This is a genomic window from Vitiosangium sp. GDMCC 1.1324 (assembly GCF_003044305.1).
In the GTDB taxonomy this organism is placed as follows: Bacteria; Myxococcota; Myxococcia; order Myxococcales; family Myxococcaceae; genus Archangium.
The window spans coordinates 23769-40776 of record NZ_PZOX01000008.1 but is presented as its reverse complement, the minus strand read 5'-3'; the positions used below and the strand labels follow the sequence as shown (position 1 = coordinate 40776).

General features: G+C 69.8%; 12 protein-coding genes. 5 read left to right on the top strand and 7 right to left on the bottom strand.

Annotation, left to right across the window (positions count from 1 at the left end; all coding sequences use genetic code 11):
- The first annotated feature begins 185 nt into the window (after positions 1 to 185).
- A complete protein-coding gene (locus DAT35_RS23470; RefSeq protein ID WP_108069370.1) occupies positions 186 to 1439 on the top strand; it encodes a DNA repair exonuclease in 1254 nt (417 codons plus the stop codon).
- Positions 1436 to 4657, top strand: a complete 3222-nt coding sequence (locus tag DAT35_RS23465) for an AAA family ATPase (RefSeq protein WP_108069369.1) — start codon at positions 1436 to 1438, stop codon at positions 4655 to 4657. The genes DAT35_RS23470 and DAT35_RS23465 overlap by 4 nt, the downstream gene beginning before the upstream one ends.
- 39 nt (positions 4658 to 4696) lie before the next feature.
- On the opposite strand, the gene aceA is transcribed toward DAT35_RS23465, so the two are convergent.
- Positions 4697 to 5983, bottom strand: a complete 1287-nt coding sequence (gene aceA / locus DAT35_RS23460; RefSeq protein WP_108069368.1) for an isocitrate lyase — start codon at positions 5981 to 5983, stop codon at positions 4697 to 4699.
- 66 nt (positions 5984 to 6049) lie between these two features.
- Positions 6050 to 7696 (bottom strand): malate synthase A, encoded by a 1647-nt coding sequence (aceB, locus tag DAT35_RS23455; protein ID WP_108069367.1) that lies wholly within the window; start codon positions 7694 to 7696, stop codon positions 6050 to 6052.
- A gap of 255 nt (positions 7697 to 7951) precedes the next feature.
- On the opposite strand from aceB, the gene DAT35_RS62120 reads away from it, so the two are divergent.
- Positions 7952 to 8317: a PspC domain-containing protein gene (locus DAT35_RS62120; RefSeq protein WP_108069366.1), complete on the top strand. Its 366-nt coding sequence runs from the start codon at positions 7952 to 7954 to the stop codon at positions 8315 to 8317.
- A 192-nt stretch (positions 8318 to 8509) separates the two neighbouring features.
- Complete coding sequence (locus tag DAT35_RS23445; RefSeq protein ID WP_108069726.1) at positions 8510 to 9076, top strand: Uma2 family endonuclease; 567 nt, start codon at positions 8510 to 8512, stop codon at positions 9074 to 9076.
- Here the strand turns inward: DAT35_RS23445 and DAT35_RS23440 are convergent, their stop codons facing one another.
- Complete coding sequence (locus DAT35_RS23440; protein WP_108069365.1) at positions 9077 to 9559, bottom strand: MOSC domain-containing protein; 483 nt, start codon at positions 9557 to 9559, stop codon at positions 9077 to 9079.
- A 115-nt stretch (positions 9560 to 9674) separates the two neighbouring features.
- Here DAT35_RS23440 and fumC point away from each other — a divergent pair, with 115 nt between their 5' ends.
- Positions 9675 to 11072: a class II fumarate hydratase gene (gene fumC, locus DAT35_RS23435; protein WP_108069364.1), complete on the top strand. Its 1398-nt coding sequence runs from the start codon at positions 9675 to 9677 to the stop codon at positions 11070 to 11072.
- 86 nt (positions 11073 to 11158) lie between these two features.
- Here fumC and DAT35_RS23430 read toward each other — a convergent pair whose 3' ends face one another.
- From DAT35_RS23430 to DAT35_RS23415, 4 genes are all read right to left on the bottom strand, one after another.
- Positions 11159 to 12400 (bottom strand): serine protease, encoded by a 1242-nt coding sequence (locus tag DAT35_RS23430; RefSeq protein WP_108069363.1) that lies wholly within the window; start codon positions 12398 to 12400, stop codon positions 11159 to 11161.
- A 113-nt stretch (positions 12401 to 12513) separates the two neighbouring features.
- Complete coding sequence (locus DAT35_RS23425) at positions 12514 to 13191, bottom strand: hypothetical protein (RefSeq protein ID WP_146209844.1); 678 nt, start codon at positions 13189 to 13191, stop codon at positions 12514 to 12516.
- A 23-nt stretch (positions 13192 to 13214) separates the two neighbouring features.
- Positions 13215 to 16169, bottom strand: a complete 2955-nt coding sequence (locus DAT35_RS23420) for a CHAT domain-containing protein (protein WP_108069361.1) — start codon at positions 16167 to 16169, stop codon at positions 13215 to 13217.
- Complete coding sequence (locus tag DAT35_RS23415) at positions 16166 to 16816, bottom strand: RNA polymerase sigma factor (protein ID WP_233261663.1); 651 nt, start codon at positions 16814 to 16816, stop codon at positions 16166 to 16168. Before DAT35_RS23415 ends, DAT35_RS23420 begins: the two co-directional genes overlap by 4 nt.
- Positions 16817 to 17008 lie beyond the last annotated feature (192 nt).

Here is a 17008-nt window from a genome sequence, read left to right as displayed (position 1 = left end):
AGCGGACAGAGAGTGATGCCTCGGGCAGCAGATGTCTCGCGACAGGAGCCGTGCTGTCCGAAAGAGGGCGGACCGCTCGTCCGGTTCCAGGCGTCAATGCGCCTGAGCCCCGGACCGGCCTGTCTCCGCTTTCCTGCCAGGGTCTGTGGCCCCCGGCTCCAGGACGGCTACTGTGCGGACTCGAGATGCGCTTCAAATTCGTCCACGCCGCCGATCTGCACCTGGATACCCCCTTCCGCGGCGTCCCCGCGGACTCGGGGCTGCTGGGCACCTTCCAACAGGCCACCTTCCGGGCCTTCTCCCGCATCGTGGACCTGTGCCTGCGCGAGCATGTGGCCTTCCTGTTGCTCGCGGGAGACCTCTTCGATGCGAAGGACCGCTCGGTGCGAGCACGCCTGGCGCTGCGGCGCGAGCTGGACCGGCTGGATGTGGCCGGCATCCAGACCTTCATCGTCCACGGCAACCATGACCCGTTGAGTGGAGACACAGGAGCGCTCGGACTGCCCGGCTCTGTGAAGGTGTTCGGCGCCGATTGGGAGGAGGTGGAGGTCCGCCGCGAGGGGAAGCTCCTGTGCCGGGTGCAGGGCATCTCCTATCCGGAGGTGGAGGTGCGCGAGAACCTGTCGGCGCGGTTCCGCAGGATGGCACCTGACTTCACGGTGGGCCTGCTGCACGCCAACCTGGGCGGAGCGGAGGGCCATGCCAACTATGCACCCTGCACGGTGGAGGACCTGGCCGCGCGCGGCCTGGACTACTGGGCGCTGGGCCATGTGCACACCCGTGCCGAGTACGTGCTCTCTGGTGGCGCGGTGGCCGTGTACCCGGGCAATCCGCAGGGGCGGCACGTGAACGAGCCGGGCGAGCGCGGCTGCGTGCTGGTGGAGGTCGAGGACGGGCGGACGCGGCGCCGCTTCGTGTCGGTGGACTGCGTGCGCTGGCACCGGCTGGAGGTGCCGCTCACCGGGCTCGGGTCGCTCGATGCACTCGTGGCCGCGGTGACGGAGCAGGTGGATGCGAGCTGCGCGGACGAGCTGGAGGGTCACGCGCTCCGCCTCACGCTCACGGGCCGGGGTCCCTTGCACCGGGAGCTGTCCCGGCCGGAGGCGCTCACCCAGCTCGAAGCGGACATGCGCGAGCAACTCGCCCGGCGTCACCCGCCCGTGCTGGTCGAGTCCCTGCGTGATGCGAGCCGGCCCGAGCTGGACCTAGAGACGGTGCGTCTGGCGGGAGGTTTCTCCGGGACGCTGCTGGCCGAGGCCGAGGCCCTGGCGGACCCCGAGGCCCTGGACGAGCTGTGGGCGGAGGACACGGAGCTGCGCTCGTTGAGCCAGCGCTTGCGGAGGCTGGGCGTGGACGCACTGGAGACGCGCCGGCCGGAGTTGGTGGAGCAGGCGGGATGGCAGGTGGTGGAGCTGCTCCACGAGGAGGACGCGTCGTGAAGGGAGGCCTGAGACTCGACGTGCTGCGCGTCCACGGCTTCGGCCACTTCTCCGGCTACGAGCTGGAGCTCGGGCCAGGGCTCAACCTGCTGTACGGGCCGAACGAGGCCGGCAAGAGCACACTGCTCTCATTCATCCGCGGCATGTTGTTCGGCCTCGAGAAGCGGGGCCGCTCGGAGTCCCGGTACGAGCCCGAGGCGGGGACCTTCGGGGGCGAGCTGTGCGTGAGCTCGGGGGCCGGGCCGCTGGTGGTGCGCCGCGTGGCGGACAGGCGAGGGAAGGCGGCGGTGACGGTGCTCAGCCCGGAGGGGCATGAGCTGCTCGCCTCGCGGCTGGACGAGGCGCTGGCGCATGTCTCCCGGGAGCTGTTCTGCGAGGTGTTCGCCTTCAGCCTGGATGAGCTGTCCAGCTTCGAGAAGCTGGCCGAGGAGGATGGCGTCTCCCGGGCGCTCTTCGCCGCCGGGCTGAGGGGCGCGCGCAGGCTGCCGGAAGTGGAGAAGCACCTGGAGAAGCGGGCCGGAGAGCTCTTCAAGGTGAGCGGGAAGAATCCCGAGCTCAACCAGGTCCTCCGGCAACTGGATGAAGTGCGGGCACAGCTCGACACACTGAAGGACCGCCCGGAGAAGTACTTCGAGGAGCGTGAGCGGCTGGCGTCGCTCGGACGGCAGCAGGAGGAGGCGGCGGCCCTCCAGGAGAACATCGCGCTCGAGCTGGAGCGGCTGTCCCGGCTGGAGGCGGCGCTCGGAGACCTGGGCGAGCTGGCGCGGTTGCGAGCGGAGCTGGCCACGTTGCCGGACCTGTCCGCCTTCCCGATGGGAGGCGAGGCGCGGCTGGAAGAGCTGCTCCAGCGCTCGAAGGAGGCTTGGGCCCAGCAGGCGCGCGTCGAGGACCTGTTGTCCACCTCCGGGGCCGAGCTGGACCGGCTGTCCGCGGCCTCGGCGGTTCGGGAGCGGGAAGTGGCTCTCCGCTCGGCACTGGTGGGTTTCACGGCGCGGGCCGAGCTCCTGCGCGCGTTGCCGGGCCGCCGCGCGGCGCTCGAGGCGAGGCGCCGGGAGGTGGAGCAGGCCCTCGGCGGTTTGGGATTGGAGGTGGACGCGGTGGGCCTGCTGGCGCTGGAGCTGGGAGCGGCGGCACGAGGCTCCCTGGAGGCCCTGGCGGATCGGTGGACGAAGGCGGAGGGGGAGCGGCGCGAGGCAGAGGTGGCGCTCGGGCGGGTCCGCGTGGAGCGCGAGCGCTTCGAGGCCTCCCTGGCGCGGCTCCAGGCGGAGCGCGCGAAGCTCCCGGACGTGTCCGCGGCGGAGCTGCGCCAGAGGCAGGCAGCCCTGGGACGCGCGAGGTTGCTGCGTGTGGAGCGGGACCAGGTCGCGGCGCAGCGGGCCGAGTTGCAGCAGCGGCTCCAGTCCCTGCGAGCCCAGGCCGAGCCCGAGCCCGGAGCGGCCCCCGCGCCCTGGACGGTGCTGCTCGGCGTGGGCGTGGCGGTGGTCTGGGTGGGCGCGATGTGGCTCCACGCGGGCGTGGTGGAGGCAGCCATGGCCCTGCTGGGAGCGCTGCTGCTCGTCGTGCCTCTAGCGCTCGGCTACCGGCGCTCGGTGAGGAGCCACCAGCAGACCGTGGAGTCCCACGCCACGCGCCAGCACCAGCGTGCGCAGGAGCTGGCCCGGTTGCAGTCGGCGCTGGACACCCTGTCGGGGCGGCTGGTGGGGCTGGATCGCGAGCTGGCGGCGGCCGCGAGCGAGGCGGGCGTGGCGGCCCAGGCGGCGGCGGCCGCGCTCGCCGGGGCGGATGCGGCGTTGGCGGAGGCGCTGCGGCAGGCGGAGCGCGTGGAGCACCTCGAGCGTGAGCGTGAGGCACGCGAGGCGGAGCGGGACGGCGTGGTGCGCGAGGCTCAGTCCGCCGAGGTGGCGGGACGCCGGGCGGACATGCTGCTGCGGACGCTCCGGGCCGAGCTGGCCGCACTGCTGGATGCGAGGGGCTTTCCCACGGACCTCTCTCCGCAGCGGGCGCTGGCGCTGTGGCGCGACGTGGCCGAGCAGCGGCAGCGGCTGGCGGACTTGAGAGCGGACGAGCGGGCCCAGGCGGTGGATGAGGCGGCCTGTCACGCGATTGTCTCTCGGTTGCTCGCGGAGGCCCGGGCCGCGGGACTTCCGGAGGGGCCGGCGGAGTCGGTCGCAGCCCAGGTGGCCTCGGCGCTGGAGGAGCTGAAGGCTCGGGACGTAGAGGCGCGGGCCCTTCGGGCGCGGAGGGACGAGTGGGCCGCGGACAAGGCCCGGTTCACGCGCCTTCGGGAGTCCGAGGAGCAGGCGGTGGCGGCGCTGCTGGCCCAGGGCGGAGGCGACACGGAGGAGACCTTCCGCCAGAGGGCGAGGCAGGCGGAGCGCTTCGAGTCCCTCACCCGCCGGGTGCGCGAGCTGTCCGGGCGCATCGAGGCCGCCACGGGCCTTTCGGAGGAGGTGGCGCGGGAGTCCATCCTGGCGGCGGGAGGCGAGGAGCGGCTGAAGGAGAAGCTGGGGCAGCTCCGGATGCAGGAGCCCGCCTGTGCCGAGCGTCTGAAGGTGCTGCACACCGAGTACGGCGCTGCCCGGAGCCAGCTCGCGCAGTGGGAGAGCGACGAGCAACTGGCCACGTTGCGCATCCAGGAGGAACAGTTGAGGGCGCGGGCGGCGGAGCTGGCCACGCGCTACGCCGCGGACAGACTGGGGCTGGCGCTGCTGGCCCGGGCGCGGCGGCGCTTCGAGGAGGAGCAGCAGCCCCGGGTCATCCAGCTGGCCTCGGAGCACTTCGCGGCGCTCACGGGAGGCCGGTACCGGCGCGTGTTCGTCCCTGCGGGGGGCAAGCGAGAGCTACGGGTGAGCGATGCTCGCCGCGACTGGAGCGCGGAGCAGCTCTCACGGGGCACTCGGGAGCAGCTCTACCTGGCGTTCCGGCTGGCGGTCATCCAGGACTTCGGGGAGACGCGCGGGGCGCTGCCGCTCATCCTGGACGACATCCTCGTCAACTTCGACCTGGAGCGCACGCGCGGCACACTGCGGCTGCTGGCGAGCCTGTCCGAGCACCATCAGGTCATCGCCTTCACCTGCCACCCGTGGCTGCGCGAGCTCTTCGAGGCCGAGGGCGCGCGGGTGGTGGAGCTGGCGCCGGGTGGGCCCACGAAGACCGAGGCCGCGAGCCCCCGGGGACAAGCCTCGGGAGTCGCGGCCCTGGTAGGGCGTCAGGGGTGAGGGAAGAGAGAGGAACAGAACCTCACCCGGCCCCGTTCACTAGAACTGGTGCGCCTCGGTGGAGTCGTTGAGGGCCAGGGTGCTGGCGCAGCCGCCGGAGATGACCTCGGCGACCTTGTCGAAGTAGCCGGTGCCCACCTCGCGCTGGTGCCGCGTGGCGGTGTACCCGTCCTTCTCCGAGGCGAACTCCCGCTGCTGGAGCTCGGAGTAGGCCGCCATGCCACGGTCCTTGTAGTTCCGGGCCAGCTCGTACATGCCGTAGTTGAGCGCGTGGAAGCCGGCGAGCGTGACGAACTGGAACTTGTAGCCCATGGCACCCAGCTCGCGCTGGAACTTCGCGATGGTCTTGTCGTCCAGGTTCTTCTTCCAGTTGAAGGACGGCGAGCAGTTGTAGGCCAGCAGCTTGTTGGGGAACTTCGCGCGGATGCTCTCGGCGAACTTCTTGGCCTGCTCGAGGTCCGGCGTGCTGGTCTCACACCAGATGAGGTCCGCGTAGGGCGCGTACGCCAGGCCGCGAGCGATGGCGCACTCCAGGCCGCCCTTGAGGCGGTAGAAGCCCTCGGCCGAGCGGCCCGCCTTGCGGTCGATATGGGCGTGGTCGTACTCGTCCGCGTCGCTCATCAGCAGCTTGGCGCTGTCGGCATCCGTGCGGGCCACGAGGACGGTGGGCACGCCCATCACGTCCGCGGCCAGGCGCGCCGCCGTCAGCGTGCGGATGAAGTTGTTGGTGGGCACCAGCACCTTGCCGCCCATGTGGCCACACTTCTTCTCGCTGGCCAGCTGGTCCTCGAAGTGCACGCCCGCGGCGCCCGCTTCAATCATCGACTTCATCAGCTCGTAGGCGTTGAGCGGCCCGCCGAAGCCCGCCTCCGCGTCCGCGATGATAGGGGCGAACCAGTAGCGCTCGTGCTTGCCCTCGGCGTGCTCGATTTGATCCGCGCGGCGGAAGGCGGCATTGATACGGCGCACCACGTTGGGCACGCTGTCCACCGGGTAGAGGCTCTGGTCCGGGTACATCTGCCCGGCGGTGTTGGCGTCGGCCGCCACCTGCCAGCCGGACAGGTAGATGGCCTCGAGGCCCGCGCGCACCATCTGCACCGCCTGGTTGCCGGTGAGGGCTCCGAGCGCGTGCACATAGTCCTTGGTATTCATCAGCTCCCACAGCCGCTTGGAGCCCATCTCGGCCAGCGTGTAGCTGATGCGGATGGAGCCGCGCAGCTTCTCGACATCCGCTTCCGAGTAGTTGCGGCTGATGCCCTCGAACCTGCGGGCATGGAGCTTGGAATGGGGCGAGGCATCGTTCTTCGTCGTCACGGCGTCGTACATGGCGGCTCCTCAGCTCGTTGGAAATGCGTTGAAAAGAGACAGAACTGCGGGTTTCACGACGGCCTCTCAGCCGTGGGACATCAGGGCTTCGTAGGCGGGCAGGGTGAGGAAGTCCTCGAACCGGGGTGCGGTGGAGAGCTTCTCGAACAGGTCTCGTGCTTCCTTCAGGCGCTCGGCGCCGTAGCGCTCGCTGGCGCCCTCGGCTTCAATGCGTTGCATCTCCTCGGTGAGCTCCTGGCGGAAGCGCTCCGGAGTGACGGGCTTGCCATCGGCGAGACGCACGTGGTGGTGGATCCACTGCCACACCTGGGCGCGGGAGATTTCGGCGGTGGCCGCGTCCTCCATGAGGTTGTAGAGCGGTACGCAGCCCAGACCCCCGAGCCATGCGGCCATGTACTGCACGCCCACGCGGATGTTGTGGCGCAGGCCCTCCTCGGTGCGCGTGCCCTGGGGCATGGCGATCAGGTCCGCCTCGCTGATGCGCACGTCCGGGCGCTTGTTGGCGAGCTGGTGGGGCCCCGGCATGTGCTTGTCGAAGATTTCCCGGGCCACCGGCACGAGGCCTGGATGGGCCACCCAGGTGCCGTCGTGGCCGTCGCGTACCTCGCGCTCCTTGTCCGCACGCACCTTGGCGAGCGCCGCCTCGTTGGCGGCCGGGTCGCTCTTGATGGGGATGAAGGCCGCCATACCACCCATGGCGTGCACGCCGCGGCGGTGGCACACCTGGATGAGGCGCAGCGAGTAGTTGTGCAGGAAGGCCTTGTCCATCGTCACCTGCCCGCGGTCGGGCAGGACGAACTGGGGATCCGCCTGGAGCTTCTTGATGAAGCTGAAGATGTAGTCCCAGCGGCCGCAGTTGAGCCCTGCCGAGTGCTCGCGCAGCTCGTAGAGGATTTCATCCATCTCGAAGGCGGCGGGCAGCGTCTCGATGAGGACGGTGGCCTTGATGGAGCCGCGGGCAATGCCCAGCTCGCTCTGGGCCAGGTGGAACACGTCGTTCCACAGCCGGGCCTCCAGGTGGCTCTCCATCTTGGGCAGGTAGAAGTAGGGGCCGCTGCCCTTCTCCAGCAGGGCGCGCGCGTTGTGGAAGAAGTAGAGGCCGAAGTCGAAGAGCGAGGCGGAGACGGGCTTGCCATCCACCTCCAGGTGGCGCTCCAGCAGGTGCCAGCCGCGCGGCCGGGCGAAGAGCACGGCTGTCTTCTCGTGCAGCGCGTAGTGCTTGCCGTTGTCGGCGGTGTAGCCGATGGTGCCGCGCACCGCGTCGCGCAGGTTGAGCTGCCCGCGCACCACGTTGTCCCAGGTGGGGCTGTTGGCGTCCTCGAAGTCCGCCATGAAGACGTTGGCCCCCGAGTTGAGCGCGTTGATGATCATCTTGCGCTCCACCGGGCCGGTGATCTCCACGCGCCGGTCCAGCAGATCCTTCGGCAGCGGGGCCACGGTCCACTCCGACTCGCGCAGCTCCCTCGTCTCGGGGAGGAACCGCGGACGCTCGCCCTTGTCGTAGGCGGCCTGCACGGCCTTGCGCCGCTCCAGGAGTGCCTCGCGCCGGGCCCCGAAGGTGCGCGCCAGCTTCACCACGAGCTCGACGGCCTCGGGCGTGAGGACCGTCGCATACTCGGGCAGCCAGGCCCCTCGGAGAATCACACCCGGTCCCAGGGTCCGAGGCTCTCCGGTACCCGGCGAAGAGGAGGAATCGGGAATGGCGGCGTCCATGAAAAGCTCCTTGACGGAGTGCGTTGTAAAAGTCGCCAACGGGGTCGAATCTGTGCCTTCTCAGAGGCAATGTGAAGCCCTTGCGTCCCATAGTCGACGATTTTGTAAGGATGTCAACAGGGCTGGGATTAAATTTGTAAATTCACCGGCCTGAGAAAAACGGTCGGCGAGCGGGCGATGGCGCAATGGAGGGGGACCGGGCGCGTAGGAAGGAATGAGGCCGGCGGTGAGCGCGCCTCCAGGAGGAGCGGAGTCATGGAAGAGACCAGGCAGTGCGTGGCGTGCAGGATGGACATCCGGGCCGATGCCACCAAGTGCCCCCACTGCAGGGAGCGGCAGCCCGGGGCCGAGCCGATGAATCGAGGAGGGCCGGGGCGGGTGGTGGGCGGCGTGTGCACGGCGTTGGCGAGGCAGCTCGGCCTGGACGTGGGGCTGGTTCGGTTGGCGTTCGTGCTGGCGCTGGTGGTGACGGGCGGGACGGCGCTCGGGGTCTACCTGCTGCTGTGGGTGCTCACGCCGGCGACGGCCGCGGGACGGGCGCCCGTGCAGCGTGTGATGGGTTGGGTGGGCAAGGTGGCGGGCACGCCCGTGGAGGAGCCCCGCTGGGAGCGCAGGGTCTGAAGCCCGCCTGCTCCCAGTAATTTTGTAAAAGCCCCGCCCGGGGCAGGCGTTCGAGCCCGTTGACGCGCTCCCCTGCCCGGGGAGCGACAGGATGTCAGAGGTCAGGTTCATGTTGGGCACATGAACCAGGGGCTGGGTGGGGAGTGGGGGGAGCGGCTTGCGGTTGCCGAGGTGAAACTGCATCCTGAGGGCATGAGCGACGAGCGGTCGCGGCGCGATGCGCTATACGCGGAGCTGGAGAAGCTCTCGCCCAACGTCACAGGTGAGATTGTTGGGGGCGAGCTGTACGTGAGCCCGCGGCCGAGGCCGAGGCACGCCCGGGCAACCGTCCGGCTCGCCCAAATATTGGAACCATTCGATCGAGACTCAGGGGGGGAGGGGCCCGGAGGCTGGGTCATCCTCTTCGAGCCCGAATTGCACCTGGGCAACGAGGTGCTGGTGCCGGACCTGGCTGCATGGCGCCGCGAGCGCATGCCCGTGCTGCCCGAGGAAGTGGGAATCGAACTCGCTCCGGATTGGGTCTGCGAGGTGCTCTCTCCCTCCACGGCCGCGCTCGACCGGGGCCGGAAGATGGGTTCGTACGCACGCGAGGGCGTGAAGCACCTGTGGCTCGTGGACCCGGTGTCGCGGTCGCTGGAGGTCTACCGACTGGAGAGCGGCCGTTGGTTGCTGACAGGCACGCACGTAGGCGAGGTGACGGTGCGAGCCGAGCCCTTCGAGGCGCTTGCCCTGGAGCTGGGCGCGCTCTGGCAACGCTGATCAGGGCAGCTTGGGACGGATGGGGCGGGGCGCGTCCGGGTTGACGTCGAGCAGGCGCACGCCGTCTCCCTCCCGCACCGTGCCGCCGCGCAGCACCTTCGCGAGCTGACCCCGCTGGCCCCACGACTCCTTGAGCAGGCCCGGGCGGAGCCGCTCGAGCTTCGAGCAGGGCACGCAGGGCTCGGTCAGCTCCACCACCACCTCGGTGCCCAGGGCCAGGCGCTGCCCTGGGGGCAGGGACTCCAGCGGCAGCCCGGCGATGACCACGTTCTCCTTCAGCTCGCCCGCCCCGAGCCGCAGCGAGACATGGGAGGCCTCATCCAGTAGCAGGAGTTGCCGCTTGCCGTGGGGCTTCTTCTTGGCGTGGCGGTCGCCGCTGAACCCCTGGCCCTCGAGTGCCTGGGCCTCGGGGACGCGCTTCATGGGGGTTCCCCGCTCCTGGGCGAGCAGCAGTGCGCGGATGGTGCCGGTGGGAATGTCCACTTCCAGAATCCTGTGCGCGGCCTCGTTCCATCGCAACACGGAAACGGGGGCTCGTGGACGGGCGAGACGGCTGGGCCCGTGTTATCGCACCGGCTCCCGCCGAGGAGGCAAGCACGTGAGCAAGCAGGACGTCCGCATCGAGAAGGACACGTTCGGTCCCATCGAGGTCCCCGCCGAGCGCCTGTGGGGCGCGCAGACGCAGCGCAGCCGGCAGAACTTCGCCATCTCCAGCGAGCGCATGCCGCTGGCCCTCATCCGAGCCCTGGCGCTGGTGAAGAAGGCCGCGGCGATCGCCAACATGGAGAATGGCACGCTGCCGAAGGACAAGGGCGAGGCCATCGTGAAGGCCGCCAACGAGGTGCTCGACGGCCAGCATGACGAGGAGTTCCCGCTGCTCGTCTGGCAGACGGGCAGTGGCACGCAGACGAACATGAACGTCAACGAGGTGCTGGCCAACCGCGCCTCGGAGTTGATGGGCGGCGAGCGGGGTGAAGCGCGCAAGGTGCACCCCAACGACGACGTCAACAAGGGCCAGAGCTCCAACGACGTCTTCCCCACCGCCATGAGCGTAGCCGCGGCCGAGGCCGTGGTGCGCAATGTGCTTCCCGAGCTGCAGGCATTGCGCGACGTGCTCGCGGAGAAGGCGGCGCGGTTCCGGGACATCGTGAAGATTGGCCGCACACACCTGCAGGACGCCACGCCGCTGACGCTGGGCCAGGAGTTCAGCGGCTACGTGGCGCAGCTGGAGCACGCGCGCAAGCACCTCGAGCTCGAGCTGCCGCACCTGTCCGAGCTGGCGCTCGGGGGCACCGCGGTGGGCACGGGCCTCAACGCGCCCAGGGGCTTCGCGGAGCGAGTGGCGCAGGAGCTCGCGCGCCTCACGGGCCACCCCTTCGTCACCGCGCCCAACAAGTTCGAGGCGCTCGCGGCCAACGACGCGCTGGTGCAGGCTCACGGCGCGCTCAAGGGCCTGGCGGCCGTGCTCTTCAAGATCGCGAACGACGTGCGATGGCTGGCGTCGGGGCCGCGCTCGGGCATCGGGGAGATCACCATCCCCGAGAACGAGCCGGGCAGCTCCATCATGCCGGGCAAGGTGAACCCCACGCAGTCCGAGGCGCTCACCATGCTGTGCGCGCAGGTGATGGGCAACGACGTGGCGGTGTCACTGGGCGGCGCGTCGGGCAACTTCGAGCTGAACGTCTTCAAGCCGTTGCTCATCCACAACTTCCTGCAGAGCTGCCGGCTGCTGGCGGATGGCATGCGCAGCTTCCGGCTGCACTGCGCGGTGGGGATTGAACCGAACCTGCCGCGCCTCAAGGAGAACCTGGAGCGCTCGCTGATGCTCGTCACCGCGCTCAACCCGCACATCGGCTACGACAACGCGGCGAAGATCGCCAAGAAGGCGCACAAGGAGGGCAAGACGCTCAAGGAGGTTGCGGTGGAACTCGGCCTGCTTACCCCCGAGCAGTTCGACCAGTGGGTGCGCCCGGAGAAGATGATCGGCAACCTGTAGGACATCAGGACGGGGCCTCCGAGGCTCTTGAACCCGGGCGGCACCTGGGGAGTCCAGAGCCGCCCGGGTTCACCCCTCCACCCGCCTCAGCCGCAGGTGCGGGTGGCGTACTGGCTGGGGAAATCCGTGAAGAGGGTGCACGCGAACGAGGCCATGGACTGGTTGAGGCGGACTGCCTTGTTGCGCGACGGCGTGCAGTAACCCGTGCCATACGCATGCGGACCGACGATCCATCGGCCCCCCTCATACCAGCGGTAGGTGGGCGAGCCGCTGGAGCCGGGCTCGGTGTCCGCCTGGTGTGTCAGCAGGTTGGGGCACGCGCTGGGGCCCGCGACGTCGATGATGGACGAGGCGTAGTACTGGAAGGCCCCGCACCGGCTGCTGGCGAGCGGCGAATCCACGCAGGTGTAGTTGGCGCCCGGGTACTGCAGCACTCCGATGGACACGCCCTGCAGCACCGTCTTCGGCTCCCACCAGCCGAACCCGAACCAGCCCAGAGACGCGGTGCGCGGCTCGTCCTCCAGCAGCATGAAGCCAACGTCATAGTTGGGGTCCTTATTGGACACCCAGCCATTCCAGGACCAGAGGCCCACCACGCGCCGGGGCGTCCCGTTGGCGAAGCGACTCGAGTCCTCGCCCCGGTGGCCGGGCGAGAACCACGTGTTCCAGCTCCACGCCTTGCTGTCTGGATCATACACACAGTGGCCCGCCGTCAGCACCAGCCGCGGACCGATGAGCGCGCCGCTGCACCAGCCGTTGATGTCCGTGGAGTTGGACAGGATGGTGCCCACGGCGCGGTACGGATAGGTGGTGTAGTTCGCGGTGCCGATGACCGTCTTGTCGTCCGTTCCGATGAGCGACTGGCCGCTCACGCCGCCGCCCTCCTTCTGGCTGGGTGGGGCCAGCAGGTCTCGCACCTCGGGTGGCAGCTCCGCGCGCGTCTTGCGGAACTGACGCCCGTCGGCGAGCACCAGGATGCCCTCCTCCGCGGTGCGTGCGTCCATCACCCCACGCGGAGCCGGCGCCTGCCCCTGGAGTTCCATGCGCCGGACATAGTTGTTGCCGAAGGCTGCTTCCGGCACCTCGAGCGAAGTGCGGGCGCGGCCCTCCGCCACGTAGCCCTTCAGCTTCAGCGGATCGAGCCCCGCCACCATCCCAGCGCGCAGGCGCGCTTCCGCCGCGGCGGCCTCTGGCGAGGGCCTTGCCTCCCGAACGACTCCCTCGGTGGCCTCCGAAGACAACTCCGTGTCCACCGTGCCACCACAGGCGGCCAGCGTACCGCCCATCGTCAGGCCTACCAGGGCCGCATACAGTCCCATGCGCATCATCGTTTTCCCCCTTGAAAGACAGGTGACTGGTTTCGTCAGGGAGAACGGGCGTCGCGGAGGATCTTCCCGGGCGGGGATTTCTTTCGCGATTCAGTCCGCCAACGGACCTCGCATTACGGCGAGGGCGTGGTCTGGTGGACCTTGCTGCCCATGTCGACCGCGCCGCCGGGCTTCATGGCCGGGCGCATGCTGGGCGTGGCGATATGGGCCAGCTCGATGGACTTCTTCCAGGCCAGCTTCGCGTAGGGCAGCCATTCACTCCCGTCGTGGATGGACGGCGGTGGCGGCGGTGGATCCCCACCTGGAAGCTGGCTGATATTCGAGATTTTGTCGCGCGGAGGAAGCCCCGCGTCCACCGGGTCGGAGGACCCATCGTCTGACAGCATGCCCCGGAACGTTGAAAGATCTCTCTTGTCGCCCGCGATGAAGAAGACGTTCCGGCTCTGCTGGACATCGAACCCGTACGCGAAAAAGCGGTTGGGGGCTCGCGGGCCGCTCTCGAAGATGATCGTGTAGAGGTTCTTCGCGACGTCCGGCTGCCAGCGACGCGGGATCCGGGACCACTCGGAGAACTCCACCGGTTGCTTTGGTACGGAGGGCATCGCCGGAATGATCAGTTCCGTGCCGGAGGTGCCTCCGTCAGTCTGGACGCGGACGGGCCCGGTGGACGTCTGTCCTTGCGTCCGGCCCTGGGTGCTCTGGCTCCTGGCCCCGGGCGTGCCAGCCATCGCCATGCCGGCGGCGACGAGCCCCCCCGAGATACACAACACACCTGTCCTGATTCGTTTCATTGGGGTTTGTCTCCTGACACCACTCATTCGAAGACGATGACGGTGCGGACCCAGCTCTGGGCATCCTTCGCCAGGAAGGCGGTCCGCTCATTCCGGACGGCGACTGCCGGAGACTCTCCCGCGCGGATGCGGGCGCGGACGGCCTCGAAGAAGGGGCCGGCCTGCTCGTCCGGAATGTCCGTGGGTGACGCGATCACGGCGCGTGCGCCCGCCGCCAGGAAGGCGTTGGGCAGGCTCCAGGGCTCATGAAGGAAGGGCGCGGTGTAGGCCGCCCGGCACGAGGCCAGCACCACCACCGGTGCGTGCTTCAGACGGTGGTGCCGCACCTGGCTGGCAGTGAGGGCGTAGGCGCCATCCGTCTCGGGCGCGAGGACGATCAGGGACGCGTCCGACAGGCCGAGGTTCACCAGCCCGTGCGCGTGGATGTCGATCTCGTCCGCATCCGCCATCTCCGCCACCACGCGCGAGGGCGTGGCCGAGGGACCCGTCAGTTCCACCTCGCGGCCCGTGCTCCGCGAGGGGGACCAGGGAGTGAGCCGGGGCAGGTTCAGCGAGGATGGAGCGGCCACGTCGCTGACCACGAGCCGCCGAAGCTCTCCTGTACCCGCCACGAGCGCATGCTCCGGGCCCGAGCGGTAGCTCCAGGCGAACGAGGGTGGCAGCAACCCGGCCCGGCCGTGCAGCGGGTAGCGTGCGAAGACGTCCACGTGCTCGCAAGGTCTCAGCGCCTCCAGCACTGGCACCGGCACGAGCCGCTCCACGTCGAAGTCCGGTGTCCGGCGCGAGCTGTCATACGTGCCCACCACGTCGCCAGCGGCGCCCCGGGCGACGAGGAGGGTCCGCTCGTCCGCCAGCTCCAGGCCCAGCGCGCAGCGCGAGGGCGCGGAGGCATGGAGCTCCTCGGCGAAGAGCGCGAGCGCCTCGGCGTACTCGCCGGCCTTGCCCGCATCGAGGATGAGCTCGGAGTAGCTGGCGGTGCGCGCCTTCTCCGCGCTGGTGTCCTCGTGCGGCAGCGCGTCCGCCGCCGTGATGACCTGCCGGAGCAGGCGCCGCCCGGTGGTTCGGTCGTGCGTCACCCGCACCCGACCTTCCAGGTGGTCCAGCAGCAGGCTCATCCCGGGTTGGAGATTCTTCGCGGCGCGCAGCGTGGAGAGCAGGCCCAGCACGCGCTCCGCGTCACCAGGCCGCGGCGCCATGCGGACCAGGTCCGCCAGTGCCCCCGCGCTCAGCAGCGAGGGCTGGGCGCCACAGTCGGGGATGCGATCCAGCTCGGCGCGGGCCTCGTCCGGGCGCAGCTCGAACATGCGGACGTTGGCGAGCGACTCATGCATGTACACCTGCGAGGGGCAGTAGTCCGGCTGCCGCAGCGCGGACTCTCCGAGGTAGGCACGCGTGAGCGCGAAGGCGTTGCGGAAGCGGGCCATCCATCCCAGCCGCTCGATGAACTGGTTCTCCAGGCCGGCGTCCCCCATGGACCGCGCCTGGGACAGGCCACGCAGGGCATGGCCGCGCGCCTCCGCCAGCCGGTGCTGCGTGATGTAGACCTTGGTCAGCAGCGACTCCATCTCGCCGCAGCGGTAGTCCAGCCGCTGCTGCTCGCACGCGGGCAGCGCCATGAGCAGCGTCGTCTCGGCCAGGGACAGCTCGCCCGCGCTGAACTGACCCAGGGCGCGCTGTATCTCCACGTTGGCCACGAACCAGGGGTCCCCCACCGAGCGCACTGCCGCCTCATAGTCCTGAAGCCGGGCTGGCAATTGGTTGAGCAGGACGAGTGCCCCGAGGAGGATGTCCTGCTCGCCGGCCGCCCGCAGTGCGCGCACGTAGGGCTCGGCCTGGTCTGGCGGGAGCCGCCCGGCGAGCACCTCGGCGAAGGTGGACGCCAGGGGTCCACGCCGCTGGAAATCGCGCTTCGCCGTGCGCTCCACGTACCGCTGGAGGACGTCCCCGTTGTAGATGCCGTCCAGCTCCTTCGCTATCGGGAGTAGCGCCCGCACGCGCTCGGCGGAGGGGGCGGACCAGGCGGCCAGATAGAGGTACTTGCGCACGAGTGATGGGGCGGTCCGCACCATGCCCTCGGGCAGAGGCGTGCCCTTGTCCGCGAGCGCCTTGCATGCCTCCCACGTGGCCTGCCAGCGCCGCTGGCGCTCCCGGGTCTGTTGCTCCACGGCGGCGGCGCGCTCGCGGGCCTCGTCGCTCCAGCCGGGCTCGTGGAGGGCCTCCACCTGGCGGAAGCTCTCCGCCGCCATCAGGTCCAGCTCCAGCTCGCGCAGCACGAGAGCGCGGTTCCACAGCGCCTGCGGGTGCTTCGGCTGCTTCTCCAGAATGCCCTCGAGGATGACGAGCGCCTCCTCCAACTCCCCCTTGGAGAGCGCGAGCACGGCCCTGTCGCTGACCACGTCCGGTGAGGCCCCCGCCTGTCGCAGGTACTCGGCGGCCCGGTCCGGGTCCCCGCCCAGCAGCGCGCCGGCGGCGAGCCCGTGGAAGTCCCTGGCCTCCTCCAGCCTCGCCAGCGTCTTCATGGGCACCAACTCTCGCGGGCGCTCGTCCCCGGAGCGTTTCACGGCATAGGGGCGGTAGCCGGCCGCACCGCCATAGGCCAGCCGTGCCTCCATGGCGCGCGTGGGCGCGAGCGCCAGCACCTCGGTGGGAAGGGGGCCAGCGGTCTCCAGGGAAGAGGTTCCCAGCAGGGCCAGGCTCACGGCCGCGGCGAGCGAGCCTCCCAGCACCATCGCCCGCACCGCTCGGCTCCGCCAGGCCGGACGGAAGGCGCGCGAGCGCGGGGCCATGGGCTCGGGGGGGCGCGCGAGCGGGGCTTCGTGTTCGGCCAGCCGGGTACCCAGAGCCTGGAGCTGGAGGATGTCCTCCAGTTCCGCCTGGCATTGCTCGCAGGTGCCCAGGTGCTCGCGGAAGGCCTCGGCCTCGGGGGGATCCAGCTCGCCGTCCGCGAAGGCATGCACGCTGTCGTGGAGGTCGCTCATGCTTCGGTCTCTTGGGGGGTGGGGCTCAACAGCTCTCGCAACTTGCGGCGTGCCCGGACGAGGCGCGTGCCGACGGTGGCCTTGGGGATGCCGAGCTGCTCGGCGATCTCGTTGTACGAGCGGCCCTCGATATCATGGAGCCGGTACGTCACGCGGAACTCCTCGGGGAGCTTCTCCAGCGCGGCGAGGAGCTGCTCGGGGCTGATGGAGGCCCAGTCCGGAGCCACGTCTGCCGCGGGGGCGGCGATGCGATCCGCCAGCTCCTCCACGGGCGTGTCGGAGTAGCGCTCGTGAGTGCGGGTGCGGTAGCGGTCGAAGAAGCGGTTCTTGAGGATGGTGAGGAGCCAGGCCCGCACGTCCGAGCCCGGGCGGAAGTGGGCGAGGTTGCGAAGTCCACGCTCGTAGGTGTCCTGCACCAGGTCGTGTGCGTCGGTGGCGTTGCCACACAGACGCAGCGCTGTTGTCCGCAGGGCGGCCTCATGCTGCCGGGCCATGGTGGCGAACCACCGTTCATCCACGACGGGGACGGCAGCGGCGGTCTGGGGTTGCACGCGCGAAGCGTGGACCGACCCCTCCTGGCCCGTCAAGGTTCGCTGCGGAAGCGTTCCCGGTGCTTCGATGACCCAGGGGGACGCGGCCGAGCTCATGGCCTTGTTCCCTCATTCCGCCACCCGACGATCGCCTTCTCCATGGTGAGCATCCCCCCTGCTGGCCTCGGCTTTCGCCGAGGCTGCGCAGGAAGAACGGAGCGGCCGGCAGATCTTCCCGCCGCTCTATTTCCACATGTTTTTTCCCGCCGGCTCTCATCTCGGAGCAGGTCGTTGGCACGTCAGGCGCTC

Excerpts from the sequence above, each read along its gene's own strand:
- DAT35_RS23470 (WP_108069370.1), top strand. The coding sequence starts at position 186 with ATGCGCTTCAAATTCGTCCACGCCGCCGATCTGCACCTGGATACCCCC.
- DAT35_RS23425 (WP_146209844.1), bottom strand. The coding sequence starts at position 13,191 with ATGAAACGAATCAGGACAGGTGTGTTGTGTATCTCGGGGGGGCTCGTC.
- DAT35_RS23430 (WP_108069363.1), bottom strand. The coding sequence starts at position 12,400 with ATGATGCGCATGGGACTGTATGCGGCCCTGGTAGGCCTGACGATGGGC.
- DAT35_RS23415 (WP_233261663.1), bottom strand. The coding sequence starts at position 16,816 with ATGAGCTCGGCCGCGTCCCCCTGGGTCATCGAAGCACCGGGAACGCTT.
- DAT35_RS62120 (WP_108069366.1), top strand. The coding sequence starts at position 7,952 with ATGGAAGAGACCAGGCAGTGCGTGGCGTGCAGGATGGACATCCGGGCC.
- DAT35_RS23420 (WP_108069361.1), bottom strand. The coding sequence starts at position 16,169 with ATGAGCGACCTCCACGACAGCGTGCATGCCTTCGCGGACGGCGAGCTG.
- DAT35_RS23445 (WP_108069726.1), top strand. The coding sequence starts at position 8,510 with ATGAGCGACGAGCGGTCGCGGCGCGATGCGCTATACGCGGAGCTGGAG.
- aceA (WP_108069368.1), bottom strand. The coding sequence starts at position 5,983 with ATGTACGACGCCGTGACGACGAAGAACGATGCCTCGCCCCATTCCAAG.
- aceB (WP_108069367.1), bottom strand. The coding sequence starts at position 7,696 with ATGGACGCCGCCATTCCCGATTCCTCCTCTTCGCCGGGTACCGGAGAG.